The 25,114-nt window shown below is 73.0% G+C and carries 23 protein-coding genes and 1 pseudogene; 20 read left to right on the top strand and 4 right to left on the bottom strand.

Going from position 1 to position 25,114, the window contains the following annotated elements; translation table 11 throughout:
* Positions 1-93: 93 nt before the first annotated feature.
* Positions 94-858 (bottom strand): FadR/GntR family transcriptional regulator, encoded by a 765-nt coding sequence (locus NMK44_RS13840; protein ID WP_254742408.1) that lies wholly within the window; start codon positions 856-858, stop codon positions 94-96.
* 87 nt (positions 859-945) lie between these two features.
* Between NMK44_RS13840 and NMK44_RS13835 the strand changes: the two genes are divergently transcribed.
* The 6 genes and pseudogenes from NMK44_RS13835 to NMK44_RS13810 all read left to right on the top strand — a co-directional run bounded on the left by NMK44_RS13835 (position 946) and on the right by NMK44_RS13810 (position 6,620).
* Positions 946-2,313 carry a glutamine synthetase family protein gene (locus NMK44_RS13835; RefSeq protein ID WP_254742405.1) on the top strand — a complete coding sequence of 456 codons (1,368 nt, stop codon included), beginning with the start codon at positions 946-948 and terminating at the stop codon, positions 2,311-2,313.
* Positions 2,314-2,324: 11 nt separating this feature from the next.
* Positions 2,325-3,707 (top strand): aldehyde dehydrogenase family protein, encoded by a 1,383-nt coding sequence (locus NMK44_RS13830; protein ID WP_254742402.1) that lies wholly within the window; start codon positions 2,325-2,327, stop codon positions 3,705-3,707.
* Position 3,708: 1 nt separating this feature from the next.
* Entirely contained in the window at positions 3,709-4,491 is a 783-nt protein-coding gene (locus tag NMK44_RS13825) for a 3-oxoacyl-ACP reductase (RefSeq protein ID WP_254742399.1), read from the top strand.
* Positions 4,492-4,570: 79 nt separating this feature from the next.
* A pseudogene (locus NMK44_RS42435) lies at positions 4,571-4,678 on the top strand (DUF2510 domain-containing protein); the annotation flags it as partial.
* A 249-nt stretch (positions 4,679-4,927) separates the two neighbouring features.
* Positions 4,928-5,617, top strand: coding sequence for a hypothetical protein (locus tag NMK44_RS13815; protein ID WP_254742647.1), 690 nt, complete (start codon positions 4,928-4,930; stop codon positions 5,615-5,617).
* Positions 5,618-5,672: 55 nt separating this feature from the next.
* Positions 5,673-6,620, top strand: a complete 948-nt coding sequence (locus NMK44_RS13810; RefSeq protein ID WP_254742396.1) for a DUF2510 domain-containing protein — start codon at positions 5,673-5,675, stop codon at positions 6,618-6,620.
* Positions 6,621-6,640: 20 nt separating this feature from the next.
* On the opposite strand, the gene NMK44_RS13805 is transcribed toward NMK44_RS13810, so the two are convergent.
* Positions 6,641-7,846 carry an amino acid deaminase/aldolase gene (locus tag NMK44_RS13805; RefSeq protein ID WP_254742393.1) on the bottom strand — a complete coding sequence of 402 codons (1,206 nt, stop codon included), beginning with the start codon at positions 7,844-7,846 and terminating at the stop codon, positions 6,641-6,643.
* 305 nt (positions 7,847-8,151) lie between these two features.
* On the opposite strand from NMK44_RS13805, the gene NMK44_RS13800 reads away from it, so the two are divergent.
* Positions 8,152-9,135, top strand: a complete 984-nt coding sequence (locus NMK44_RS13800) for a hypothetical protein (RefSeq protein WP_254742390.1) — start codon at positions 8,152-8,154, stop codon at positions 9,133-9,135.
* Entirely contained in the window at positions 9,132-10,346 is a 1,215-nt protein-coding gene (mycP, locus tag NMK44_RS13795; RefSeq protein ID WP_254742387.1) for a type VII secretion-associated serine protease mycosin, read from the top strand. Before NMK44_RS13800 ends, mycP begins: the two co-directional genes overlap by 4 nt.
* Here the strand turns inward: mycP and NMK44_RS13790 are convergent.
* Entirely contained in the window at positions 10,324-11,370 is a 1,047-nt protein-coding gene (locus NMK44_RS13790; protein ID WP_308358461.1) for a serine hydrolase, read from the bottom strand. The genes mycP and NMK44_RS13790 overlap by 23 nt on opposite strands.
* 63 nt (positions 11,371-11,433) lie before the next feature.
* Here NMK44_RS13790 and NMK44_RS13785 point away from each other — a divergent pair, with 63 nt between their 5' ends.
* Together NMK44_RS13785 and NMK44_RS13780 are read left to right on the top strand one after the other, a co-directional pair.
* A complete protein-coding gene (locus tag NMK44_RS13785) occupies positions 11,434-12,168 on the top strand; it encodes an SseB family protein (protein ID WP_254742384.1) in 735 nt (244 codons plus the stop codon).
* A gap of 152 nt (positions 12,169-12,320) precedes the next feature.
* Positions 12,321-13,166: an MIP family channel protein gene (locus NMK44_RS13780; protein ID WP_254742381.1), complete on the top strand. Its 846-nt coding sequence runs from the start codon at positions 12,321-12,323 to the stop codon at positions 13,164-13,166.
* A 32-nt stretch (positions 13,167-13,198) separates the two neighbouring features.
* On the opposite strand, the gene NMK44_RS13775 is transcribed toward NMK44_RS13780, so the two are convergent.
* On the bottom strand, positions 13,199-13,561 hold the full coding sequence (locus NMK44_RS13775; RefSeq protein WP_254742378.1) for a DUF1844 domain-containing protein: 363 nt from the start codon (positions 13,559-13,561) through the stop codon (positions 13,199-13,201).
* Between the two features lie 551 nt (positions 13,562-14,112).
* On the opposite strand from NMK44_RS13775, the gene infC reads away from it, so the two are divergent.
* From infC to NMK44_RS13725, 10 genes are all read left to right on the top strand, one after another.
* Positions 14,113-14,730 (top strand): translation initiation factor IF-3, encoded by a 618-nt coding sequence (gene infC / locus NMK44_RS13770; protein ID WP_254742623.1) that lies wholly within the window; start codon positions 14,113-14,115, stop codon positions 14,728-14,730.
* A gap of 149 nt (positions 14,731-14,879) precedes the next feature.
* Positions 14,880-15,074 carry a 50S ribosomal protein L35 gene (gene rpmI, locus NMK44_RS13765; protein ID WP_254742375.1) on the top strand — a complete coding sequence of 65 codons (195 nt, stop codon included), beginning with the start codon at positions 14,880-14,882 and terminating at the stop codon, positions 15,072-15,074.
* Positions 15,075-15,176: 102 nt separating this feature from the next.
* On the top strand, positions 15,177-15,560 hold the full coding sequence (gene rplT, locus NMK44_RS13760) for a 50S ribosomal protein L20 (protein WP_254742372.1): 384 nt from the start codon (positions 15,177-15,179) through the stop codon (positions 15,558-15,560).
* A 129-nt stretch (positions 15,561-15,689) separates the two neighbouring features.
* Entirely contained in the window at positions 15,690-16,523 is an 834-nt protein-coding gene (locus NMK44_RS13755; protein WP_254742369.1) for a TrmH family RNA methyltransferase, read from the top strand.
* A 40-nt stretch (positions 16,524-16,563) separates the two neighbouring features.
* Positions 16,564-17,751, top strand: a complete 1,188-nt coding sequence (locus tag NMK44_RS13750; RefSeq protein WP_254742366.1) for a sensor histidine kinase — start codon at positions 16,564-16,566, stop codon at positions 17,749-17,751.
* A 176-nt stretch (positions 17,752-17,927) separates the two neighbouring features.
* On the top strand, positions 17,928-19,076 hold the full coding sequence (gene pheS, locus NMK44_RS13745; protein ID WP_254742363.1) for a phenylalanine--tRNA ligase subunit alpha: 1,149 nt from the start codon (positions 17,928-17,930) through the stop codon (positions 19,074-19,076).
* Entirely contained in the window at positions 19,076-21,601 is a 2,526-nt protein-coding gene (pheT, locus tag NMK44_RS13740; protein ID WP_254742360.1) for a phenylalanine--tRNA ligase subunit beta, read from the top strand. The genes pheS and pheT overlap by 1 nt, the downstream gene beginning before the upstream one ends.
* Before the next feature lie 343 nt (positions 21,602-21,944).
* Positions 21,945-23,084 carry a PP2C family protein-serine/threonine phosphatase gene (locus NMK44_RS13735; protein ID WP_254742357.1) on the top strand — a complete coding sequence of 380 codons (1,140 nt, stop codon included), beginning with the start codon at positions 21,945-21,947 and terminating at the stop codon, positions 23,082-23,084.
* 74 nt (positions 23,085-23,158) lie between these two features.
* Positions 23,159-24,496, top strand: coding sequence for an NsdA family TPR-like regulatory protein (locus NMK44_RS13730; protein ID WP_254742354.1), 1,338 nt, complete (start codon positions 23,159-23,161; stop codon positions 24,494-24,496).
* A gap of 67 nt (positions 24,497-24,563) precedes the next feature.
* Positions 24,564-25,094 carry an NUDIX hydrolase gene (locus NMK44_RS13725; protein WP_254742352.1) on the top strand — a complete coding sequence of 177 codons (531 nt, stop codon included), beginning with the start codon at positions 24,564-24,566 and terminating at the stop codon, positions 25,092-25,094.
* Positions 25,095-25,114: the final 20 nt, after the last annotated feature.

The following is a 25,114-nucleotide window of genomic DNA, read 5'->3' as shown; positions in this document are numbered from 1 at the left end:
CTGCCCTGGGGCGATGCGCAAGCCCTCTGAGTAAAAGGATCGTTAATGAGGTTCCCGGGGAGGGGCCGCGGGGCCGCGCCGGACGGGGCCGCGCTAGACGAGGAAACCGCGCAGCAGCGACGCCGTGCCCTCGCAGTGCTCGCGCATCACCTCGCGCGCGCCCTCCGCGTCCCCGTCGAGCACCGCCTCGACCAGCGCGGTGTGCTGGGCCTGCGAGTGTTCCAGATTGCGCACCAGAAGCGGAATGCAATCCAGCAGATCATTCACCGACGCCCGCACCGCCGCGTACTGGGCGGCCAGCGTGGGGGAGCCCGCCAGCTCCGCCAGGGTCAGGTGCAGCATCGTGTCCAGCCGCCGGTAGTCGCCCAGCGGCGCGTCCCGGGTGGCGTCCAGAGCCGCCCGCAACCGCGTGACCTGCGCGTCGTCCAGTCCGTGCGCGGCGCACAGCCCGGCCGCGCCGACCTCCAGCACCTCCCGGAAGCGCAGGGTGTCCTCCAGGTCCACCGCCTCGACGCGGCGCCGCAGCTCGTCCTCGCCGCCCGCGGCGGGCTCGGGCCGCGCCCGGACGAAGGTGCCGCCGTACCGCCCGCGGCGGCTCTCCACCAGCCCCTGGTCCTGGAGCACCTTGAGCACCTCGCGCAGGGTCACCCGGCTGATCCGCAGCCGGTCCGCCAGCTCCCGCTCGGCCGGGAGCCGCCCGCCGTGCGGGACCAGCCCCAGCCGGAGCACCTGGAGTATCTGCTCGAGTGCTTCCTCGAAGCCGTTCCCGGCGCGCACCGGGCGCAGTACCGGGGCCAGCCGGTCACCGATCCGGTCGCCCGACGTGACCTCGCCGTCCCCGCTCTGGCTGTCGCTCATCGAACCTTCCGCACCTACTTCCCAATCAATGGTCTGCGGTATTACCTTATGGCCTTCCGGCGCTGCAATCTTCGCAGGAGGACCACCGTGGCAGACCGCAAATCCCCGCTCTCGGTCGATGAACTGACCAGACTCGTGAACGCCGGGGAGATCGACACCGTCGTCCTGGCCTTCACCGATATGCAGGGAAGGCTGCAGGGCAAGCGGTTCGCCGCCCGCTTCTTCCTGGACGACGTCCTCGATCACGGCACCGAGGGCTGTAACTACCTTCTCGCCGTCGACACCGATATGAACACGGTCGACGGTTTCGCGATGTCCTCCTGGGAGCGCGGCTACGGCGACTTCGCCATGCGCGGCGACCACGCCACGCTGCGCCACACTCCCTGGAACCCCGGCACCGCGCTGATGATCGCCGACCTCGGCTGGCACGACGGCTCACCCGTGGTGGCCTCCCCGCGCCAGATACTGCGGCGGCAGCTCGACCGGCTGGGCGAGCGCGGCTGGACCGCCTACGCGGGCACCGAGCTGGAGTTCATGGTCTTCAAGGACACCTACGAAGAGGCATGGAACTCCGGGTACCGCGGGCTCACCCCCGCCAACCAGTACAACGTCGACTACTCCGTCCTCGGCACCGGCCGGGTCGAGCCCCTGCTGCGCCGCATCCGCAATGAGATGGGTGCGGCCGGGATGATCGTCGAGTCGGCCAAGGGCGAGTGCAACTACGGCCAGCATGAGATCGCCTTCCGTTACGACGACGCTCTGACCACCTGTGACCAGCACGTCATCTACAAGACGGGCGCCAAGGAGATCGCCGCGCAGCAGGGCAACGCGCTCACCTTCATGGCCAAGTGGGATGAGCGCGAGGGCAATTCATGCCATATCCATCTCTCGCTGCGCGATGAGTCCGGGGCACCGGTGCTCGCCGACGACGCGGGTGAGTACGGCATGTCGAAGACCATGCGCCACTTCCTGGCCGGGCAGCTCGCCGCCATGCGGGACTTCACCCTGCTCTACGCCCCCAACATCAACTCCTATAAGCGGTTCCGGCCCGGTTCGTTCGCGCCGACCGCCGTCGCCTGGGGCCCGGACAACCGCACCTGCGCGCTGCGGATCATCGGCCATGGCCACGGCCACCGGCTGGAGAACCGCCTCCCCGGCGGTGACGTCAATCCGTATCTCGCGGTCGCGGGCATGGTGGCGGCCGGACTCCACGGCATCGAGAACGAGCTGGAGCTGCCCGAGGTCTGTACCGGCAACGCCTACAACGGCGACGCCGAGCATGTGCCGACCACGCTGCGCGACGCCGCCGAGCTGTGGGAGGCCAGCCCCATCGCGCGGGCCGCCTTCGGCGACGAGGTGGTGGAGCACTACCTCAACATGGCCCGCGTCGAACTGGACGCCTACGACACCGCCGTCACGGACTGGGAGCGGTTCCGGTCCTTCGAGCGCATGTGAGGAACCATCAGGTGACCAACGACCACCCGCACGAGCATCACGTACTCAACCCGGCGACCGAGGAGGTCATCGCCACCGTCCCGGCGGCCTCCGCGGCCGATGTGGACGCCGCCGTCGCGCGCGCCACCACGGCCCAGCACGGCTGGTCCGCGGCCGCGCCCGCCGACCGGGCCCGGCTGCTGCGCCGCTTCGCCGCCGTCGTCGACGACCACATCGAGGAACTGGCCGCACTGGAGGTCCGCGAGGCGGGCCATCCGATCGGCAACGCCCGCTGGGAGGCGGGCAACGTCCGCGATCTGCTGGACTACGCGGCCGGCGGGGCGGAGCGGCTGACCGGGAGCCAGATCCCGGTCGCCGGTGGCCTGAACGTCACCTTCCATGAACCGCTCGGCGTGGTCGCCGTGATCGCGCCGTGGAACTTCCCGATGCCGATCGCCGCGTGGGGCACCGCGCCCGCGCTCGCCGCGGGCAACGCCGTCCTGCTCAAGCCGGCCGAGACCACTCCGCTCACCGCGCTGCGGCTGGCCGAACTCGCCCTGGAGGCCGGGCTTCCGGAGGGGCTGTTCCAGGTGCTGCCCGGCGCCGGTCCGGTGGCGGGCACGGCGCTGGTCGAGCACCCCGGCGTGGCCAAGGTCGTGTTCACCGGGTCGACCGGCGTCGGCAAGGAGATCATGGCCCGCTGCGCGGCCGGGGTGAAGCGGGTGACGCTCGAACTCGGCGGCAAGAGCCCCAATATCGTCTTCGCCGACGCCGATGTCGAGCTGGCCGCCCGCTCGGCCCCGGGGTCGTTCCTCGACAACACCGGACAGGACTGCTGCGCGCGCAGCCGGATCCTGGTCCAGCGGAGCGTCTACGACCGGTTCATGGAGCTGCTGGAGCCCGCCGTGACCTCGTTCGCGGTCGGCGACCCGGCCGATCCGGCCACCGCGATGGGCCCGCTGATCTCGGCCGCCCAGCGGGAGCGGGTGCGCTCCTACGTCCCCGAGGACGCGCCCGCCGCGATCCGCGGTGAGGCTCCCCGGGGCAAGGGCTTCTGGTACCCGGCGACCGTCCTGGAGGCCACCGGCCCGCAGGACCGCACCGCCGTCGAGGAGATCTTCGGCCCGGTGGCCGTGGTGCTCCCCTTCGAGGACGAGGCCGACGCCGTACGGCTGGCGAACGCCACCGACTACGGCCTGTCCGGTTCGATCTGGACCCGGGACGTCGGCCGCGCACTGCGGGTCTCGCGCGCCGTGGCCGCCGGGAACCTCTCCGTCAACTCGCACAGCAGCGTGCGCTATTCGACCCCCTTCGGCGGCTACAAGCAGTCCGGCCTCGGCCGGGAGCTGGGCCCCGACGCCCTGACCGCCTTCACCGAGACCAAGAACGTCTTCATCAGCACCGAGGAGCAGTGACGTGACCGAGACCCCCGTGTGCCGCCGACTGGTCGGCCGTACCGCCGTCATCACCGGAGCGGGCAGCGGCATCGGCCTGGCCACCGCCCGCCGCCTCGCCTCCGAGGGCGCCAACGTGGTCTGCGCCGATATCGACGAAGCCGCGGGCAAGGCCGCGGCCGACGAGGTCGGCGGGCTCTACGCCCGCGTGGACGTGACCGACCAGGAGGAGGTGGAGGCGCTGTTCAAGACCGCGTACGACACCTACGGCTCGGTCGACGTGGCCTTCAACAACGCGGGCATCTCGCCCCCCGACGACGACTCGATCCTCACCACCGGGCTGGACGCCTGGAAGCGGGTCCAGGAGGTCAACCTCACCTCCGTCTACCTGTGCTGCAAGGCGGCGCTGCCGTACATGCAGCGGCAGGGCCGGGGCTCCATCATCAACACCGCCTCCTTCGTGGCCGTGATGGGCGCCGCGACCTCGCAGATCAGCTACACCGCGTCCAAGGGCGGAGTGCTGGCGATGTCCCGCGAACTGGGCGTGCAGTTCGCGCGTGAGGGCATCCGGGTCAACGCCCTGTGCCCGGGGCCGGTCAACACCCCGCTGCTGAAGGAGCTGTTCGCCAAGGACCCGGAGCGGGCCGCGCGCCGTCTGGTGCACGTCCCGGTGGGCCGGTTCGCCGAACCGGAGGAGATGGCCGCCGCGGTGGCCTTCCTCGCCAGCGACGACTCCTCGTTCGTCAACGCGGCGGAGTTCCTGGTGGACGGCGGTATCGCGGGCGCGTACGTCACACCCGTGTGACAGATGTCCGGCCTTCGGGACGGAAGCGCGTTCGATGCGCTCGGGGTAAAGCCCTGGCCATAGGGTGGTGTGCGTGAGCATGACGACACCACCCGGCTGGTACCCCGACCCCGAACACCAGGGCTCCGGCCCCACGCAGGAGCGTTATTGGGACGGGTCCGCCTGGACCGACGACCGCCGCGGCGCACCGGGCGGGCCTGGTGACGCCCAGGCCGTGCACTACGCACCCACGATGCACGCCATGCCGCCCGTGCAGGGCCCGCCCACTCCGCCCACTCCGCCCGGCCCCCCGGGGCAGCCCCCCGTCCCGGGGTACTCCGCGGCGCAGACTCCCCCCGGTGCGCCCGTACCGGGGGCTCTGCCCGGGTATCCGGGAGCGCCGGCTTCCGGTCAGCCGGGCGGTGCGCCGCGCGGTGGTTCGAAGACGGGGGCACTCGTGGTCGCCGGAGTCGTGCTCGTCGCGGCGGTGGCCGGCGGTGTGCTGCTGTTCCAGGACGACGACGGCAAAGGCCGCAAGGCCAAGCGGAACTCGGCGGGCAAGCTGCCCGGTGGGAACGGCGGTGGCACCGCCGGTATCCCGCCGGGCGGCCGGTCCGGGGGCGGCCCGGACGATCCGGCGGTCGTCGAGGACCGGGTCAATCACATCAGCCTGCCCCTCCTCACCGGCTGGACGGAGTACCAGGGCGTCAAGGACGGGGTGGGGCTCCAGGGCGCTCCGACCCCCTGCGCGAAGAAGCCCGGCAAGACCTGTGCGCGCGGGGGCATTCGTACGCTGACCGTCCTCCCCGACTACTACAAGGCCACGACGGCGGAGGGCATCGCCAAGGAGGACATCCCGACGAACGCGGACGACGCCTACAGCAAGGAGAACTACGGCGGCATCGTGTCGCACAAGGAACTCAAGTCCGAGGCGGTCACCGTGGCCGGCCGGCAGGGCTATCGGGTCCTGTGGCAGGTGGACAACGCGGCGGGCGACGACGGATACGTGCAGTCCCTCGCCCTGCCGGACCCCAGGAGCGCGGCCAAGAAGATGATCGTCATCAGCATGGCCATCGACAAGAACCCCGCCGCGCCGCCGCTCTCCCACATGGACACGATCACGCAGGGCATCAAGGCCCTGAACTGACGGGGGCGGTCCGCCCCGGTGTACGGCCGCCGACTCGTGGCCATAAGGTGACCGCGTGACCACGAACACACCTCCCGGCTGGTACCCCGACCCCGGTGACGCGGGCAACGGCCCCGGCATCGAGCGCTGGTGGAACGGCTCGGCCTGGACCGAGTACACCCGCGGCGGCGCCGCGGCGCCCGGGATGCCGTACGGCGCGCCCCCGGTGCCCGGCCATGTCCCCGGGCAGCCGGGCGGGCTCCCGGGGCGCGGGCGCGGGCCGAAGGTCGCCGCGCTCGCGGTGGCTGTGGGGGTCGTGATCGCCGCGATCATCGGGGGTGTGGTGCTGCTGGGCGACGGCGGGGACGACGACGGCAGGCCCAAGGCCAAACCGTCCCCTTCCGCCTCCGCCCCGGAGGACGACGGCGGCGGCGCGCCGTCGGAGCCGCCCACCGAGCCCCCCGGCGGTACGCCCAGCTTCGACCCGGACACCGCACCCGACCCGGTGAACGGCATCAGCCTGCCGGTGCTCTCCGGGTGGCAGGCGGGGCGCAGCAGCTCAGGCGGCGCCGGGATCACCACCTCCCGCTACCCCTGCCCGGGCGATCCGTCCACCGAGTGCGTGCGCGGCGGCGCCTTCTCCCGCACCGCCAGCGGCTACAAGGCCGACACCGCCAAGGGCATAGCCAAGGAGGACATCGCGCAGAACGCGGAGGACTCCTACGGCCAGGACGAGGAGAGCAACCGCAAGGCGTACGGCGGGATCAGCTCCCACAAGCAGCTCAAGGCCGGGGCGGTCGACGTCGTGGGCGGCAAGGGCTACCTCGTCCGCTGGAAGGTGAAAACCAAGAAGGGCGACGACGGCTACGTCCAGTCGGTCGTCTTCCCCTCGCCCACCGTGCCCGACACGATGGTCGTGGTGCGCTTCGGCTTCGATGTGAGCGACAAGGCTCCGCCGCTCAGCGATATGGACAAGATCATCAAGGGCATCAAGGCGCTGGCGGGCGACGGCCGTTCCATCTGAGCCCCGCGGAGCCATCGCTGCTAGAGGAACGTACGGCCCTCGCCCCGGTAGGTCGGGACGGAGTTCACCACCCGGTCCCCGCTCTCTCCGTCGATGAGATGGAGCTCCGCGAAGCGCTCGCACAGTTCACCGGCCTTGGCGTGCCGGAACCACACCTTGTCGCCGATCAGCAGATCGTCGGCGGCCGTGCCCAGCAGCGGTGTCTGCACCTCACCGGGTCCCTCCTGCGGGTCGTACGCCAGCCCCTCCGGGAGGCAGGGCACCGGCAGCCGGTCGGCACCGGCCACCCCCGAGGCCGGATAGCCGCCGCCCAGCACCGTCACCACCCCCACGCCCGGACGGCGCACCACCGGCTGGGCGAAGAGCGCCGCCGGGCGGCCGTGGAACGAGGTGTAGTGGTCGAACAGCCGCGGCTGGTAGAGCCCGGACCCGGCGGCGATCTCGGTCACCGCCGCCTCGGCCGCGGTGTGCTGCACACTGCCGGTGCCGCCGCCGTTGACGAACTCCAGGTCCGCCACCGTGCGCACCGCCCGGACCGCCGCCGCCCGGCGCTCGGCCAGCTCGCGGCGGGCGGTGCTCTGCATCAGCCGGATCATCCGGGAGCGCAGCGGACGGCCGGGCACCGCGTCACCCACCCCCGCCACATGCCCCTCGTACGCCATGAGGCCGACCACCCGGAAACCGGGGCGGCGCTCGACCGCCCGCGCCAGCTCGGCCAGTTGGACCGGTTCGCGCAGCGGTGAGCGCCGGGCGCCCACCCGCACCCGGCCGCCCAGCAGCCGCAGCGAGGTGTCCAGCTCCAGACAGACCCGGACCTCCTCGGTCCCCGCGCGGACACTGTCGATCAGATCGAGCTGACCGATCCCGTCCACCATCACCGTGACCGCCGCGGCCAGTTTGGGATCGCTGGTCAGTGTGGCGAACCCGTCCCGGTCGGTGGAGGGGTAGGCGAGCAGTACGTCGTCGAAGCCCTCGCGGGCCAGCCACAGCGACTCCGCGAGCGTGAAGCTCATGATCCCCGCGAACCCGTCCTGCGCCAGCACCCGTTCCAGCAGCGCCCGGCACCGCACCGACTTGCTGGCCACCCGGACCGGTTTGCCTCCCGCCCGGCGCACCAGGTCCCGGGCGTTACGGTCGAACGCCCCCAGATCGACGATGGCCAGGGGCGCTTCGAGATGCGCGGTGGCCCGGTCGTACCGGGCCCGGTCAGCGGCGGCAGACGACATGGACGCAGCTTGCCAGACCGCTATTACCACTGGGTAGAGGGCAGCGGTGCGCGGCCCCCCTGGTGCACCGTAGAGTGTCGCGCACGCCACGACCGGCAGGTCAGGGGCGTGATGTCCGTATACGGGCCCGCCTGTCCGAAAGGCGGTGGCACAGCGCGGCGAACCGGACGGAGTCAGGTGAACCAGGTCCTGAAGCGCGCGAGGGGGTGCAGGTGAGCACCGACGCCGAAGCGGCACACTCGCCCCACGACTCACCCCCGCCACACCCCGCGTACCCACCCCAGCCGTCCCGGCGTGCGCACACCGTGCCCACACAACCGTCCGCCCCGCCGCGCCCCTCCGCGCCGCCCGGTTTCACCCCGGATCCGGACACCCCGGTCCTCGGCGTACCTGCCCGGGTCCCCTCGCCGCGCGGCTCCCGGCCCTGTGACGACCGCCCGCGCACCACCACCGCGGCGCTCGGCCACCAGCCGCCCCCGCGGCCCCCCGATCCGCCGCACACCGCGATATCCGCGCCCGCCACCGGCGGCCGCCGTTCCCGCGGCCGCACCGCGGCCGCCGCCGTCTGCCTCGTCCTCGGACTCGGACTGCTCGGCGGGGCGGCGGCCGGAAGCTGGCTCGGTGACGGCGCCGGGACCCCGCCGACCACCGCCGACACCTACGCCCACGCGCGCACCGCCTGGCGCGCCGTCCCCGTCGACACCCTCTTCCCGCGCACCCTGCGCGGCAAGGGCGAGGGCCCCGGCGGCGCCGACCGCGGCTGGACCCGGATCGCCGTCGCCCCCGACAGCAGCTGCGGCGGCGGATTCGACCCGCTGCTCGGCAAGGCACTGGCCCCCGTGGGCTGCAAACGGCTGCTGCGCGCCACGTACACCGACGCCACCAGCACCAACGTCACCACCGTCGGTCTGCTGATCACCACCTCCGACGTTGCCGGGATGCGCGCGCTGCACGAGCGCTTCGCCACCGAGCGGCTGGACGAGCGCACCGACCTGATGCCCCGCCCCTACGCCGCGAAGGGCACCGCGGCCGCCCGGTTCGGCGACGCCCAGCGCGCAAGCTGGCACATCACGGTCCTCACCGACGCCCCCGCCGTCGTCTACAGCGTCAGCGGGTTCGCCGACGGCCGGAAGGTCACCGACCCCAGCCCGGCCGGGGAGGCCATCGAGCGCGGCGCGACCACGGCCCCCGCGCAGTCGGGCCTCGGCCATGACGCCCGGGGTCTGGCCGAGGAGATCACGACCGCCTTCCGCCGCACGCTGGCCGACTCCGGGGACGGCAGCGCATGACCGGGACGGGACGGCGGTTCGCCGTGGCCCTGGCCGCCGCCGGTCTCGCCCTGCTGCCCGTCGCCCCCGCACGGGCCGATGGCATACAGGCCCAGGAGTGGGCGCTGGACGCCCTCCACGTCCGGCAGGCGTGGCAGACCACCAAGGGCGCCGGCACGACCGTCGCGGTCCTGGACACCGGTGTCGACCCCGACCACCCCGACCTCAAGGGCCAGGTGCTGCCCGGCAAGGACCTCATCGGCTTCGGTGCCGGACCCGGTGACCGCGCCTGGGCCCGCCACGGCACCGCCATGGCCGGGATCATCGCCGGCCGCGGCCACGGCACGTCCCGTGGCGATGGGGTGCTCGGCGTCGCGCCCCGTACGAGGATCCTCCCGGTGCGGGTGATCCTGGAGGACGCCGACCCCGACCGGAAGAAGGCGCGTGCCTCCCGCGGCGGCGCGCTCGCCGACGGCATCCGCTGGGCGGCCGACCACGGCGCCGACGTGATCAACCTGTCGCTCGGCGACGACAGCGAATCCGCCCACCCCGAACGCGCCGAGGACGCCGCGGTCCAGTACGCCCTGCGCAAGGGCGCGGTGGTCGTCGCCTCCGCGGGCAACGGCGGGGAGAAGGGCGACCGCGCCTCCTACCCGGCCGCCTACCCCGGCGTGATCGCCGTGACCGCCGTGGACCGCTACGGCAGCCGCGCCGCGTTCTCCACCCGCCGCTGGTACGCCACCGTGTGCGCGCCCGGAGTCGACGTGGTCATCGCCGACCCCGACCGGCGCTACTACGAGGGCTGGGGCACCAGCGCCGCCGCCGCCTTCGTCTCCGGCTCCGTCGCCCTCGTCCGCTCCGCCCACCCCGGGCTGAGCCCGCGCCAGATCCGCCAACTGCTGGTCAGCACCGCACAGGACGGCCCCGAGGGCGGCCGCAGCGATGAACTCGGCGCGGGCATGGTGGACCCGGCGGCGGCCGTCGCGGCGGGGGAGAAGCTGACGCCGCGCGCCCAGGAGCCCACCGCCGCTGCCGCCGCGCACCGCTACTTCGGCTCCGGCCCCGGCCACGGCACGAGCCACCGGGAAGCGGACGGCCCGGGCCGTCCGGCGCTGTTCGCCGGACTCGCCGGAGCGGCCCTGGTGGTGGTCGCGGTCGCGCTGTGGCGCGGCTCAGGGGCGCTGCGACTGCCGGGGCCGCGCGGGGCGTTCACCAGCCGCCGTCCCCGTTGAGGGCCGCGGTGGTCGCCTCGACGGCCCGTCGCGCCGCCTCCTCCACCAGCGCGACCCCGCTGTCCATACCGGCGCTGCCGTCGGACAGCACCGCGACGAGGTAGCCGCGCCCACCCGCCGTGATGTGACCGATGCTGTTGATGTCCCACAGACCGGTGGTGCTGCGCGGCAGCCAGCCGTTCTTGAGCCGGAATCCGGTGCCGTCACCGTCGGCGGCGGCCGAGACACCCCAGCTCTGCTCGTCGGCGGTGCGTCCCATCAGCGTGCCGATGTACTCCCGGGCCCGCTCGCCCAGCGCCGAACCGTCCTCGAAGACCGCGCTCAGCAGCCGCAGTTGGTCCGCCGCGGTGGTGCGGGTCAGGCCCCACCGCCCGGCCTCGCCGCCGAACGTTTCCGTCAGCCCCAGCCGCCGGTGCGCCGCGTCGAGACCGTCGGCGCCGCCGATCGCCCGCCAGAGCGCGTTCGCGGCGCCGTTGTCGCTCTGCTCGATCATCGCGGCGGCGTGCGCATGCTCCTCGCCGCTCAGCTCCCGGCCCTCGTCCTGGGCGTCCAGCAGCAGGGCCGCGAGGATCCCGACCTTGACGATGCTCGCGGTGTCGTACCAGCCGCCGCCGTACACCCCGACCGCCCCGGACCGGAGGTCGCGCAGGCCGACGGAGAAGTACGCGGCGGAGCCTTCCGCCATCGGGGCGAGTGCCCGGGTGAGGGTGTCGCTGAGGGGGCGGGCCGGGGGCGGTGGCGCGGACCGCGTCCCGTCGTCGCCTGCCACAGCTCCTCCTCCGTCCATGCCCGCCGTCGGCCGTTCGGGGCCGCCCGCCGGCCGGGCGCCCACTTCTCCGTCGGCCTGCCGGTCCCGTACCCCGCCGGAGCCGCAGCCGAGCAGGGACAGGGTCAGCGCCGCGACGACCGCGACCGCGGCACTCGTGGTGACCCGGGCGGGGCGCCGGGTCGGTCGAGTGTCGTTGTTTCCGTCCGGGGACGCCAGGTGGCCTGCTTTCGTCCGTGATGAGGAAATGATCAACATCTCATCAGTAAAGACGGCTCCCCGGCGCGAGGCCGGTTGCCCCGCCCCCGATACCCTCGCGATGTGGCGTTCAAGAACATTCCCGACCCCGGCTTCTCCGGCGACGACGGCTCCGCCGATCCCCGCCTGACCGCGGCGCTCGCCGCCTGGGCCGATGACCGCTCCACCGAACCCGAGGTGCTGGCCGCGCTCACCGGGGCCCGGCTCCTGGTACCGGTGGTCGCCATGCTCGGCGAGGTGGAGGAGGGGCCCGGGGGGCTGCGCCGCGAGAAGACCAGCGACATGGCGGTGCCGACGCTCCAGGCTCCCGACGGACGCCGCGCGCTGCCCGCCTTCACCTCGACCGAGACCCTGGCCCGCTGGCGTCCGGACGCCCGCCCGGTGGCCGTACCGCTGCGCCAGGCCCTGGAGGCCGCCGCGCACGAGAAGGCGGACACCCTGGTCCTGGACCTCGCCGGTCCGGTGCCCTATCAGCTCACCGGTCCCGCCCTGCTGGCCCTCGCCGAGGGCCGGACCAGCGCCGATCCGCTCGGCGACCCCGCGGTCACCGACGCGGTGCGATCCGTGCTGGCCGCCGAGCCGGATGTGGTCCGGGCCCACCTGGGACCGGCCCAGGACGCCGACGGCATGCTCGCGCTCGCCCTGGCCCCGCACGCTCCGGCGCGCGAGACGGCGCAGCGCGTGGCGGGCGCCCTGGCCTCCGACGAGGTGCTGCGGGCCCGGCTGGTGCGCGGGCTGACGCTGGCGCTGCTGCCGCCGGACGCCACGGTGCCCGGGGAGCCGCTCTTCCACCGCTGAGCCGTACCCCGTCAACGGGCGCGGGATCGGCCGCCCGACCTGCCCCGACCCCCCTCTGACCCGGGCCGTAATCGAACCAACAGGCGAAATCTCCTGGATCGCCCCACAATGCATAGGGCAACTGGCGGTCCGATCGGTAAGAGGAGAGCGCCATGGAGACGAGAACGGTCGTAGCGGAATGCACGGGGACCGCGATGCTGGTCCTGTTCGGAGTCGGTTCCCTGGTCCTGGCCGGGGATTACATCAACGCCCTCGGCATCTCGCTCGCCTTCGGCTTCACGCTGATCGCGATTGCCTACGCGTTCGGGCGCATCTCGGGCTGCCACGTCAATCCGGCGATCACGCTCGGGGCGCTGCTCGCCAAACGCATCGACATCCGGCAGGCCGTGGAGTACTGGGTCGCGCAGCTGGTCGGCGCGATCATCGGCGCCGCGGTGCTCTTCCTGCTGGCCAAGCAGGTGCCCAGGCTCCAGACCGACGGTGCGTTCGGCACCAACGGCTACGGCGGCCGGTCACCGGTGGGCCTGGGCGCGGGCGGGGCCTTCCTCGCCGAGGTGCTGCTCACCTTCCTGCTGGTCTTCGTGTTCCTCACGGTGACCCAGCGGGCGGACCGGAAGGCCGGCCGGGCCGGCCAGGGGGAGGGGGCGGAGGAGGAGCCGTCCGGCTTCGAGCCGATTCCGATCGGCCTCGCCTACGCCGCGGTCAACCTGATCGGCATCCCGCTGACCTGGGCGTCGGTGAATCCGGCGCGCAGTCTGGGCCCGGCGCTGTTCGCGGGCGGCGCGGCGCTGTCGCAGCTCTGGCTGTTCCTGATCGCGCCGCTGGTCGGCGGAGTGCTGGCCGCGGTGGTGCACCGGTTCACCCATCAGCACCCGGTGGGCCAGGCCCAGCGGGAGCAGACGACCGGAGAGCCCGCGGCCGGGCCGTGGGGCCGGATGCGCGGCGGTCACCGGCCCGAGGCGGGCGGCCCCGAGGCCAAGGGCCCCGAGGCGGCCTGAGCGGCCCCGCCGGCGTCCGCTGCGCGGAGCGCTCAGCCGAAGACCGGGCCGGTGAACTTCTCGCCCGGCCCCTGACCCGGCTCGTCCGGCACCACCGACGCCTCGCGGAACGCGAGCTGGAGCGACTTGAGGCCGTCCCGCAGCGGGGCGGCGTGGAAGGAGCTGATCTCCGTGGCACTCGCCGTCACCAGCCCCGCCAGCGCGTTGATCAGCTTCCGCGCCTCGTCCAGGTCCTTGGTCTGCGGACCCTCCTCGGCCAGCCCCAGGTTGACCGCGGCCGCGCTCATGAGGTGCACCGCGACCGTGGTGATCACCTCGACCGCGGGCACGTCCGCGATGTCACGGGTCATACGGTCGAAGTCGGGGGCCGGCTGCCCGGCGTTGGCGTCGCTCATGGTGGTCGGGGCTCACTTCCTGGACGATGGGTGTCCCCAGCCTAGTGCCGCGTCAGCCAAGGTTTGCCCGGTAGCGAGGCGTCCTGGTGCGGTCAGCTGCAAGGCGCCGGATCGGCCTCGTAGTGGGCCTACTCGGCCGGTTCGGCAACGCCGCAGATGGCCGTGCCAGGGCGGCGAGCGGGGCGAACCTTGGCTGACGCGGCGCTAGGGGCCGCCCGGAATCGCTCGTACCGGGCGGGTGCCGAGCACCGGGCGGGCGGCGTGGTGAGCAACGCTCCGCGGTCCTGGTAAGCTAGGGGAGCGACCGGCCGGTCACTCGCGTGCCCGGCCCACAAGTGGAGGCTCCACGCTCCCACCTCCCGGCCCTTGGTCGGCAGGTCATCGGTCAGGCTGCGCCCCGCGGTGACATCGCGGCGGTGCTCCCGGTCAATGAGGAGCCCCGCCTGTGTACCGTCAGGGGCGTTTTGTGCGTCCGGTGCGGTGGTCTCAACCGATACAGACGTTACGCGGCAGTCCGCCAGGCGGTCGCGTGGTGCAACCGAGGAGGATCCATCAGCGCCGAGCCCCGCATCAACGACCGGATTCGCGTCCCCGAGGTGCGACTCGTCGGTCCCAGTGGCGAGCAGGTCGGCATCGTGCCGCTTGCCAAGGCCCTGGAGCTTGCGCAGGAGTACGACCTCGACCTGGTCGAGGTGGCGGCGACCGCCCGTCCGCCGGTCTGCAAGCTCATGGACTACGGAAAGTTCAAATACGAGTCGGCCATGAAGGCCCGTGAGGCGCGCAAGAACCAGGCGCACACGGTCATCAAGGAGATGAAGCTCCGGCCGAAGATCGACCCGCACGACTACGACACCAAGAAGGGTCACGTCGTCCGGTTCCTCAAGCAGGGCGACAAGGTCAAGATCACGATCATGTTCCGTGGCCGTGAGCAGTCCCGGCCCGAGCTCGGCTACCGGCTGTTGCAGCGGCTCGCGGAGGATGTCCAGGACCTCGGCTTCGTGGAGTCCAACCCGAAGCAGGACGGCCGAAACATGATCATGGTCCTCGGTCCGCACAAGAAGAAGACCGAGGCGATGGCCGAAGCCCGCGAGGCCCAGGCCGCCCGCAAGGCGGAGCGCCAGGGCGGCACTGCCGCCGAGGAGCACGCCGAGGAGCCCGCCGAGGCGTGATCGCGAGGCGCGAGCCTCCATCGCCCACCCGGGGCCGCAAGGCTCCGGAGACCAACCGAAATACCAGACGCTTCCGGACGCCGGACCGCGGTCACCGCCGTGCCCGCCCGGTCACCGGACAGCGCCCCCGACGAGGAGTGAACGGCGACATGCCGAAGAACAAGACGCACAGCGGTGCCCGCAAGCGCTTCAAGCTCACCGGTTCCGGCAAGGTCATGCGCCAGCGCGCCGGTCGCCGCCACCTTCTCGAGCACAAGTCGTCCACGTTGACGCGCCGCCTGGCCGGCAAGACCGAGATGGCCCCGGCCGACGCCAAGAAGATCAAGAAGCTCCTCGGCAAGTGACGCCCCCGCCCCGCCGAGGCGGGGTGTGCGTCGAGCCGACCGGGACCTATTCGTTTCCGGGCCGTATGAGTCACCCGCGGCCCCGTACAAGGAGTTAAACAAGTGGCACGCGTCAAGCGGGCAGTCAACGCCCACAAGAAGCGCCGGGCGATCCTCGAGCAGGCCAGCGGCTACCGCGGTCAGCGGTCCCGCCTGTACCGCAAGGCCAAGGAGCAGGTCACCCACTCCCTGGTCTACAACTACAACGACCGCAAGAAGCGCAAGGGCGACTTCCGGCAGCTGTGGATCCAGCGCATCAACGCCGCTGCCCGCGCCAACGGCATGACGTACAACCGCTTCATCCAGGGTCTGAAGGCCGCCAACATCGAGGTGGACCGCAAGATCCTCGCCGACCTCGCGGTCAACGACGCCAACGCGTTCGCCGCGCTGGTCGAGGCGGCCCAGAAGGCGCTGCCGAGCGACATCAATGCCCCGAAGGCGGCCTGACGCGTAACGCTGAGCCGTACCGGCGACGGACCCGCAGGTGATCACTCACCTGCGGGTCCGCGCGTGTCGGCGCCCCTGCCCCGTCACCCCGCACGAGAACCCGTCACCCCGCACGAGAAGGCGCACCCCATGGCGGCCCCTGAGCTGACTTCCCTGAAATCGCCGCGTGTCACGGCGGCGCGACGGCTCGCCAAGCGCAGCTTCCGCGGCAAGGAGCGGCGGTTCCTCGTCGAGGGCCCGCAGGCCGTACGGGAGGCCGTCGGCCATCTCGTCGAGGTCTACGCGACCCCCGAGGCCGCCGGGCGCCACGCGGAGATCGTCGCCGCCGCGCGGGCCGCGGGCGTACCGGTGCTCACCGCCTCCGACGAGGTCGTCGCGGAGATGTCGGACACCGTCACCCCGCAGGGCATCGTCGGGCTGTGCCGCTTCCTGGACTCGCCGTTCGAGGAGGTGCTGCGCGCCCGCCCGCGGCTCGTCGCCGTCCTCGCCAACGTCCGTGACCCCGGCAACGCCGGAACCGTGCTGCGCTGCGCGGACGCCGCCGGGGCGGATGCGGTGGTGCTCACCGACGCCTCGGTGGACCTGTACAACCCCAAGGCCGTCCGGGCCTCCGTGGGCTCCCTCTTCCACCTCCCGGTCGCCGTCGGGGTGCCCGTGGAGCACGCGGTGAGCGGGCTGAAGGAGGCCGGCGCCCGGGTGCTGGCCGCCGACGGGGCGGGGGAGCGGGACCTGGACTCCGAGCTCGACGACGGTCTGCTGGGCGCCCCCACCGCCTGGATCTTCGGTAACGAGGCATGGGGGCTGCCGGAGGAGACCCGCGCACTCGCCGACGAGGTGGTGCGCGTTCCGATCCACGGGAGGGCCGAGAGCCTCAACCTGGCCACGGCCGCCGCGGTGTGCCTCTACGCCTCGGCTCGTGCGCAGCGCGCTCCCGCGGGGTGCCGCTCCGTCACACCGACCTAGTAGGGTTGCCCCCTCTGGGGGCCCAGGAGGGGGTGTGGGGATGGACGTCAGGACCTCCGGCGCCAGGGCGGCCGACGCCCGCGCGCCCGGAGCGGGGCTGCCCGCCGCCGCGGACGGGCCGCCGGAGCCCGACGCCCTGGCGGCCGTGCTCGGCCTGCACCCCGACGATCTGCCCGACGGCCTGGTGGTGGCCGATGAGACCGGCCGCGTCACCTGCTTCAACGCCGCGGCGGCCCGGATCACCGCCACCCGCCCCGCGGACGCCGTCGGCGCCCCGCTCGAACGCGCCCTGCCGTTAGAGGACCTGGACGGCCGCCGCTGGTGGACCCTGACCGATCCCTACGGCGGCCTGGCCACCCGGGTCGGGCAGCCGGAGCGCAATCTGCTGCTGCCCGGCGGTCGGGAGGTCCTGGTCTCCGCGCGGTACGTCCGTGACCACCCCACCGGGCCGGTGCGCCGGCTGGTGGTCTCGCTGCGCGGCACCGAGGCGCGGCGCCGCACCGAGCGCAGTCACGCCGAGCTGATCGCGACCGTCGCCCATGAGCTGCGCTCCCCGCTGACCTCGGTCAAGGGTTTCACGGCCACCCTGCTCGCGAAGTGGGAGCGGTTCACCGACGACCAGAAGCGGCTGATGCTGGAGACCGTCGACGCCGACGCCAACCGGGTCACCCGGCTGATCGCCGAGCTGCTGGACATCTCCCGTATCGACTCCGGGCGGCTGGAGGTGCGCCGCCAGCCGGTGGACGTGGCCGCCGCCGTCCGCCGCCATGTCCAGGCGCTCACCGCCGCCGGACACTGTGCCGAGCGCTTCCTGATCCGGGTCAGGGGGCCGCTGCCGGATCTGTGGGCCGATCCCGACAAGATCGACCAAGTGCTGGGCAACCTGCTGGAAAACGCGGTGCGTCACGGTGAGGGAACTGTCACCATCGAGGTGGCACCCGCACCGGCCAGGCCCGCTGCGGACGGCCCGGCCGTGGAAGGCCCCGCAGTGGAGAGGACCGCCGTCACCGTGAGCGACGAGGGCCCCGGGATCCCCGAGGAGTCGATGAGCCGCGTCTTCACCCGCTTCTGGCGGGGCAGCAAGCGCGGCGGCACCGGCCTGGGCCTGTACATCGTCAAGGGCATCGTCGAGGCCCACGGCGGCACCATCACCGTCGGGCGGGCCCGCGGCGGCGGCGCCGAGTTCCGATTTACCCTGCCCGTGGGCACCCCGGCCTATCTGGTCTGAGTCCGCCCACGGGCTTACCCAGGAACAGCAGCAGCCGCGCGCCCCTTAGACTCGGGCTTTGGCACCTTTGGCGTCCCTTGTGGTCCCTGTGGTCGCAGCAGCCGTCGGGCGGGGTCGCGCAGCCAGGGGGCACCTCCTCAGCGGTAGCTGGGGAACAAACGGAAGCACGGGAAGAGATGTCGGCACCCAATAAGTCGTACGACCCTGTCGAGGTCGAGGCACTGAAACCGGAAGAGATCGCCCGGATGCGGGACGAGGCGCTCGCCGCCATCGCCGCCGCGGGTGACCTCGAGGCGCTGCGCGAGGTGAAGGTCGGCCACACCGGCGACCGTTCCCCGCTGGCCCTGGCCAACCGCGAGATCGGCGCCCTGCCACCGCACGCCAAGGCGGACGCGGGCAAGCGCGTCGGCCAGGCCCGCGGCCAGGTGAACCAGGCGCTCAAGGCCCGTCAGGAGGAGCTGGAGGCGGAGCGCGACGCGCGGGTGCTGGTCGAGGAGGCGGTGGACGTCACACTGCCCTACGACCGCATCCCGGCCGGCGCCCGCCACCCGATCACCACCCTCTCCGAGCGCATCGAGGACGTCTTCGTGGCCATGGGCTACGAGGTCGCCGAGGGCCCCGAGGTGGAGGCCGAGTGGTTCAACTTCGACGCGCTGAACTTCCCGCCGGACCACCCCGCCCGCGAGATGCAGGACACCTTCTTCGTCCGGGGCGCCCGGAGCGGCGAGGGCGACGAGGGTGACGAGGGCGGCGGATCCTCGGGTCTGGTGCTGCGCACCCACACCTCGCCGGTGCAGATCCGGTCGATGATCGACCGCGAGCCGCCCATCTACGTGGTCTGCCCGGGCCGCACCTTCCGCACCGATGAGCTGGACGCCACCCACACCCCCGTCTTCCACCAGGTCGAGCTGCTGGCCGTGGACGAGGGGCTGACCATGGCCGACCTCAAGGGCACGCTCGACCACATGGTGCGGGCGCTGTTCGGCGAGGGCATGTCCACCCGGCTGCGGCCGAACTTCTTCCCGTTCACCGAGCCGTCCGCCGAGATGGACATGCTCTGCTACGTCTGCCGCGGTGAGTCGGTCGGCAACCCCGACCGCCCCTGCCGCACCTGCTCCAGCGAGGGCTGGATCGAGCTGGGCGGCTGCGGCATGGTCAACCCGCGGGTGCTGGTGGCCTGCGGTGTCGACCCGGAGAAGTACAGCGGGTTCGCCTTCGGCTTCGGCATCGAGCGGATGCTGATGTTCCGGCACAACGTGGAAGACATGCGAGACATGGTCGAGGGTGATGTGCGCTTCACCCGGCCCTTCGGGATGGAGATCTGATGCGGGTCCCGCTTTCTTGGCTGCGGGAGTACGTCGACCTGCCGGCCGGTGAGACCGGACGCGACGTACAGGCCAAACTCGTCACCGCCGGGCTGGAGGTCGAGACCGTCGAGCAGCTCGGCGCCGGTCTCAAGGGCCCCCTGGTGGTGGGACATGTCCTGGCCATCGAGGAGCTGGAGGGGTTCAAGAAGCCCATCCGCTACTGCCAGGTGGACGTCGGGCGGGCCAACGGCACCGGTGAGCAGCAGAACATCGTCTGCGGCGCCCGGAACTTCGCCGTCGGCGACAAGGTCGTCGTGGTGCTCCCCGGCGCCGAACTCCCCGGCGGTTTCGCGATCGCCGCGCGGAAGACCTACGGCAAGGTCTCCGAGGGCATGATCTGCTCCGCCAGTGAGCTGGGCATGTCCGACGACCACGACGGCATCATCGTGCTGCCGCCGGAGTACGAGCCCGGCACCGACGCCATCGAGCTGCTGGAACTGGTCGACGAGGTCCTGGACATCGCGGTCACCCCGGACCGGGGCTACTGCCTGTCGATGCGCGGTGTCGCCCGCGAGACCGCCACCGCCTACGGGCTGCCGCTGCGCGACCCGGCCCTGCTGGACGTGCCGTCGCCCAACAGCCACGGCTACCCGGTCACGGTCACCGACCCGGTCGGCTGCGACCGCTTCACCGCCCGTACCGTCACCGGGCTCGACCCGCAGGCGCACTCCCCGATCTGGCTCCGGCGCCGGCTGCAGAAGGCCGGGATGCGCCCGGTCTCGCTGGCCGTCGACATCACCAACTACGTGATGCTCGAACTCGGTCAGCCGCTGCACGCCTACGACCGCGCCCGGATCAACGGCACGATCGGGGTGCGCCGTGCCGAGCAGGGCGAGAAGTTCACCACCCTGGACGGCACCAAGCGGGTGCTGGACGCGGAGGACCTGGTCATCACCGATGAGAGCGGGCCGATCGGCCTCGCCGGGGTGATGGGCGGCGCCAACACCGAGATCGCGGACGCGGTGGCCGACCCCGCGACCGGGGAAGCGGGCGGCACCACCGAGGTCGTCATCGAGGCCGCCCACTTCGCACCGGTCTCGATCGCCCGCACCGCCCGCCGACACAAGCTGTCCTCCGAGGCGTCGAAGCGGTTCGAGCGCGGCGTCGACCCGGAGGCCACCTCGGCCGCGGCCCAGCGCACCGTCGATCTGCTGGTGCTGCTCGCGGGCGGTACCGCCGAGGCGGGCGTCACCGAGATCATCTCGCCCAGCGCTCCGCACACCATCACCCTGCGCGCCGACCACCCGGACCGGGTGGCGGGCGTGGCGTACGGCCGCGAGACCGTGGTGCGCCGCCTCCAGCAGATCGGCTGCGACGTCTACGGCGCCGACGACCTCACCGTCACGGTGCCGAGCTGGCGGCCGGACCTCACCGACCCCAACGACCTGGCCGAGGAGGTCATCCGGCTCGAGGGGTACGAGAACCTCCCCGCGACGCTGCCCCAGCCGCCCGCCGGGCGCGGGCTGACCGAGCGCCAGCGGCTGCACCGCAGGGTGGGCCGGGCGCTGGCCGGTGCCGGGTACGTGGAGGCGCTCAACTACCCGTTCATCGGCGAGGAGGTGCTCGACCAGTTCGGACTGGCCGCCGACGACCCGCGCCGGGACCTCGTCACGCTGGTCAATCCGATCTCGGACACCGAGCCCGCGCTGCGTACCACCCTGCTGCCGGGGCTGCTCGCCGCGCTGCGCCGCAACGACGGCCGCGGTGAGCACGACCTCGCGCTCTTCGAGACCGGTCTGGTCTTCCGCGCGAGCGGTGCCCGGCGGATCGCGGTCACCCTGCCGGTGGACCACCGTCCGACGGACGAGGAGATCGCCCTGCTGGACGCCGCCCTGCCGCGTCAGCCGCGCCGTGCCGCGGTCGTGCTGACGGGCGCGCGTGAGCAGTCCGGATGGTGGGGCACCGGCACCCCGGCCACCTGGGCCGACGCGGTCGAGGCGGGCCGGACCGTGGCCCGTGAGGCGGGTGTCGAGCTGATCGTCCGCCAGGACCAGCAGGAGCCGTGGCACCCGGGCCGCTGCGCCGCGCTCCTGGCCGTCGTGGACGGCCAGGAGGTCCTGGTGGGCAATGCGGGCGAACTGCACCCGCGGGTCACCAAGGCCCTCGGCCTCCCCGAGCGCACCTGCGCCATGGAGATCGAGCTCGACCGTCTGGAGGAAGCCGGTTCCGGCTCCCTGGAGGCGCCGCGGGTGTCCACCTTCCCGGTGGCCACCCAGGACGTGGCGCTGGTCGTGGACACCGCGGTGGCCGCGGCCGATGTGGAGTCGGCGCTGCGCGAGGGCGCGGGCGAACTGCTGGAGTCCCTGCGGCTGTTCGACGTGTTCACCGGTGAACAGCTCGGTGCGGGCAGGAAGTCGCTGGCCTACGCGCTGCGCTTCCGCGCCGCCGACCGCACGCTGACCGCCGACGAGATCGCCGCCGCCCGGGACGCGGCGGTGGCCCTCGCGGCCGAGCGCACCGGCGCCGTGCTCCGCGGCGCCTGACACCGGTCGTCAGGACCGACAGGGCGCGTCCCGCCTCGGCGGGGCGCGCCCTTCGCGCGCCTTCGCTCTCCCGTCCGTGCCACGGAGCGGTGTTCGGATGCCGGTCGAGAACGGCATCACACGATCAGGTGAGAATCGGAAGCTGCTGGTCCATTTGGCAGTGACTGTCGCGAGAATCGTCCCGGTCGCACGGCCCAGGTCAGGACCGAGTCAGAGCCGGCCCCAGGGTCCCGCCGACCGCCTCATTGGCTGTGAACGGGGGCGTCGCATGATCGGAAACAGGGCGGGAGGCGGGCCGCCGGGAACGGCCCCCCGATGCGGGCGGAGGGCCGCCGTCGCGCTGATGTGCGGATGGCTGCTCGGCATCGTCGTCTGGGAGCTGAGCTGTCCCTACGGACCGCGGGTGATCCAGCTCCTGGCCGCCGCGCCCGCCATCGCCTGCGCCTTCACCGGCAGCAGACTGTGCATGGTGCTCGGCGGCGCGAGCGCGCTGTTCGCCCTCGTCCCGCTGGGCATCCCCGCCCCGGAGAGCTCCGCCGACGCCCTGGGTGCCCGGATCGGCGCCTGCGCGGCCATCCTCACCGTGGTCGCGGTCGGCTATCTCACCACCGGCCGGCACTCCCGGCTGGTCCGTGAACTCCACCGGGCCCGGGAGGTGGCCGCCGCCGCCCAGCAGGCCGTACTGCGCCCGCTGCCGCCCCGCCTGGAGGGCATCGAGCTGGCGGGCGGCCATCTGTCGGCCAGCCGCGGCGCGGCGGTCGGCGGCGACCTCTACGAGGTGCTGGCCACCCCGTACGGCGTCCGCGCCGTCATCGGGGACGCCCGTGGCCACGGCCTCGCCGCCATCGGCACCGTCGCCGCCGTCCTCGGCAGCTTCCGTGAGGCCGCCCACGAGGAACGCGAACTCGCCGGTGTGCTGCGGCGACTGGACCGCGCCCTGGAGCGGCATCTGCGCGAACGCGCGGGCGGCGCGTACACCCCGGAGAGCCCCGAGGCCGAGGAGTTCGTGACCGTCCTGCTGCTGGAGGTGGGCCCGGACGGCGAGGTCACCGCACTCAACTGCGGCCATCCCTGGCCGTACCGGCTCCTGGAGCAGCCGGTCGGCCCCGCCACCGCCCGGCAGACCGCGCCCGGTGAGGTGCTGCCCCCGCTCGGTCTCTTCCCGCTCCCCGCCGAACTGCCCCTGGCCCACTGCGCGCCGCTGCCGCCCGGGGACGCCCTGGTGCTGCACACCGACGGTGCCGAGGACGCCCGGGACGCGGCCGGCACCTTCTTCCCGCTGCGCCGCGCGCTCGCCGAGGCCGCGGGCCCCGGCCCGATCGTCCCGGCCGCGGTGGTCGAGGGGGTGCGCTCGGCGGTACTGCGGCACACCGGCGGACGGCTGGCGGACGACATGGCGGTGGTGGCGCTGCGCAACGACCGCCGCCCGCTGTCCGCCACCTCCTCGCTCTCCGTCCCGGCCGGCGATGCCCGGCACCGCTGACCGCTGTCCGGTTCACACCCCGTGCGAATCCGTCTCCACTACGCTGGCGCCACCGAGGGCGTCGGGAGGGCGAGATGGAGCCCAACACACTGCTCGACTCCGTACTCGACGAGGCCGGGATCTCCCACGCGGGCCTGGCCGCGCACATCAACGAGGCGGGCCGGGCACGCGGTATGACACTGCGTTACGAACACACCGCGGTGGCGCGCTGGCTCAAGGGACAGCGTCCGCGCGGCCAGGTGCCCGACCTGATCTGCGAGGTGCTCGGCGAACGGCTGCGCCGCGCCCTCACCCTCGACGACATCGGGCTCGGCACCCCCGGCAGCCCCCGCGCCCCCGCCACCCCGCTCTCCGGGTTCGTCGAGCGCGCCACCGCGCTGTGGCGCTCCGACGAGCAGCAGCGCCCGCATGTCATGGCCGCCCCCGCGGTCACCGGCACCTCCGCCGTCATCCCGGTGTGGGAGTGGGAGAACCCGCCCGAGGACGGCGATGTCTCCCGCAACGGGCTGACCCGCGTCAGCATGTCCGACATCGAGATGCTGCGCGCCGCCCGCGCCCACTACGAGCAGCTCTACCGCAAGGCCGGGGGAGTGGCGACCCGGGCCCGCGTCGTGGGCTTCCTCAACGCCGAGACCGCCCCGCTGCTGCGCGGCAGCTACCCCGACGACACCGGGCGCCAACTCCACCGCGCCACCGGCGGACTGGTGGCCATCGCCGGGATCTGCGCCTACGACTCCGACGCCCACGGCCTGGCCCAGCGCTACTTCCACCAGGCGCTGCGGCTGGCCAAGGCCAGCGGGGACCGCGGTCTTGGCGCCTATGTGATAGCGCTGCTGGTCAACCAGTCGCTGTTCATGCGGGAATACCGGCAGGCGGTCGCCTTCGCCGAGTCGGCGCTGCGCGCCGCGGGCACCCAGATCACCCCCGCGCTCGCCGCCGATCTGTACGCCATGCAGGCCAAGGCGTACGCGCGGCTCGGCGACGGCGCCGGGGCGCTGGCCTGTATCCGGCGGGCCGAGACCGCCGCCGACCGGATCCGTCCGGGCCAGGAGCCCGAGGAGACCGGATATGTCCAGCCGGGTCTGGTCAACGTCCAGGTGGCCGAGGCGCTGTTGAGCCTGGGCGACCTCGGGGCCGCCCGCGAACACGCCACCGCCGCCGCCGGCGCGCCCGCCCACGACCGGGGGCGGGTGCACCGGCTCGCCATGCTCACCCATATCGAGCTGCGCACCGGCGACGCGGACCGGGCGGGCGCCACCGCGGTGGAGATGACCGAGCGGGCCCGCGGGATGGAGTCCCAGCGGTTACGCGACCGGCTGCGGGCGGTCCGGGAGCACCTCGCGGCCAGCGGGTGCGCCGCGACGAACGAGGCCGCGGAACTCATCGACGGGGCACTGCGCGTTCCTCTCTGAGCGCGGTCCGCACTCTCGTCAGCGGCTGGCCGGGGATTGCCATCTGTGCGGCGGAAGGTGTCCGGTAGTGCGGTGGAAGAACCTCAGGGAGCGGACCGTGTACGAGAACCGGTGGTTCCGGGTCAATCTCGCCGATGTCAGACTCCCCGACGGCCGCCATCTCGACCACTATCTGATCCGGCTGCGCCCGGTGGCCGTGGCCACCGTGGTCAACGCGGCCAATGAGGTGCTGCTGCTGTGGCGGCACCGCTTCATCACCGACGCCTGGGGCTGGGAGCTGGCCGCCGGTGTCGTCGAGGACGGTGAGAGCGTCGAGGACGCCGCCGCGCGGGAGATGGAGGAGGAGACCGGCTGGCGCCCCGGGCCGCTGCGCCATCTGCTCTCGGTCGAACCGTCCAACGGGCTCACCGACGCCCGCCACCACATCTACTGGGCCGAGGAGGCCGCGTATGTCGGCCCCCCGGAGGACGACTTCGAGTCCGACCGCCGGGAGTGGGTACCGCTGAAGTCGGTGCCCGATCTGGTCGCGCGGGGCGAGGTGCCCGCGGCCAACATGGCGGCGGCGCTGCTGCTGCTGCACCACATCCGCCTCGGCTGACCGCGGGCCCGGCGGGACGT

Origin of the sequence: Streptomyces cucumeris (genome assembly GCF_024295805.1) — a bacterium.
GTDB classification, from domain to species: Bacteria; Actinomycetota; Actinomycetes; order Streptomycetales; family Streptomycetaceae; genus Streptomyces; species Streptomyces cucumeris.
This window is presented reverse-complemented; position numbering and strand designations above follow the sequence as displayed.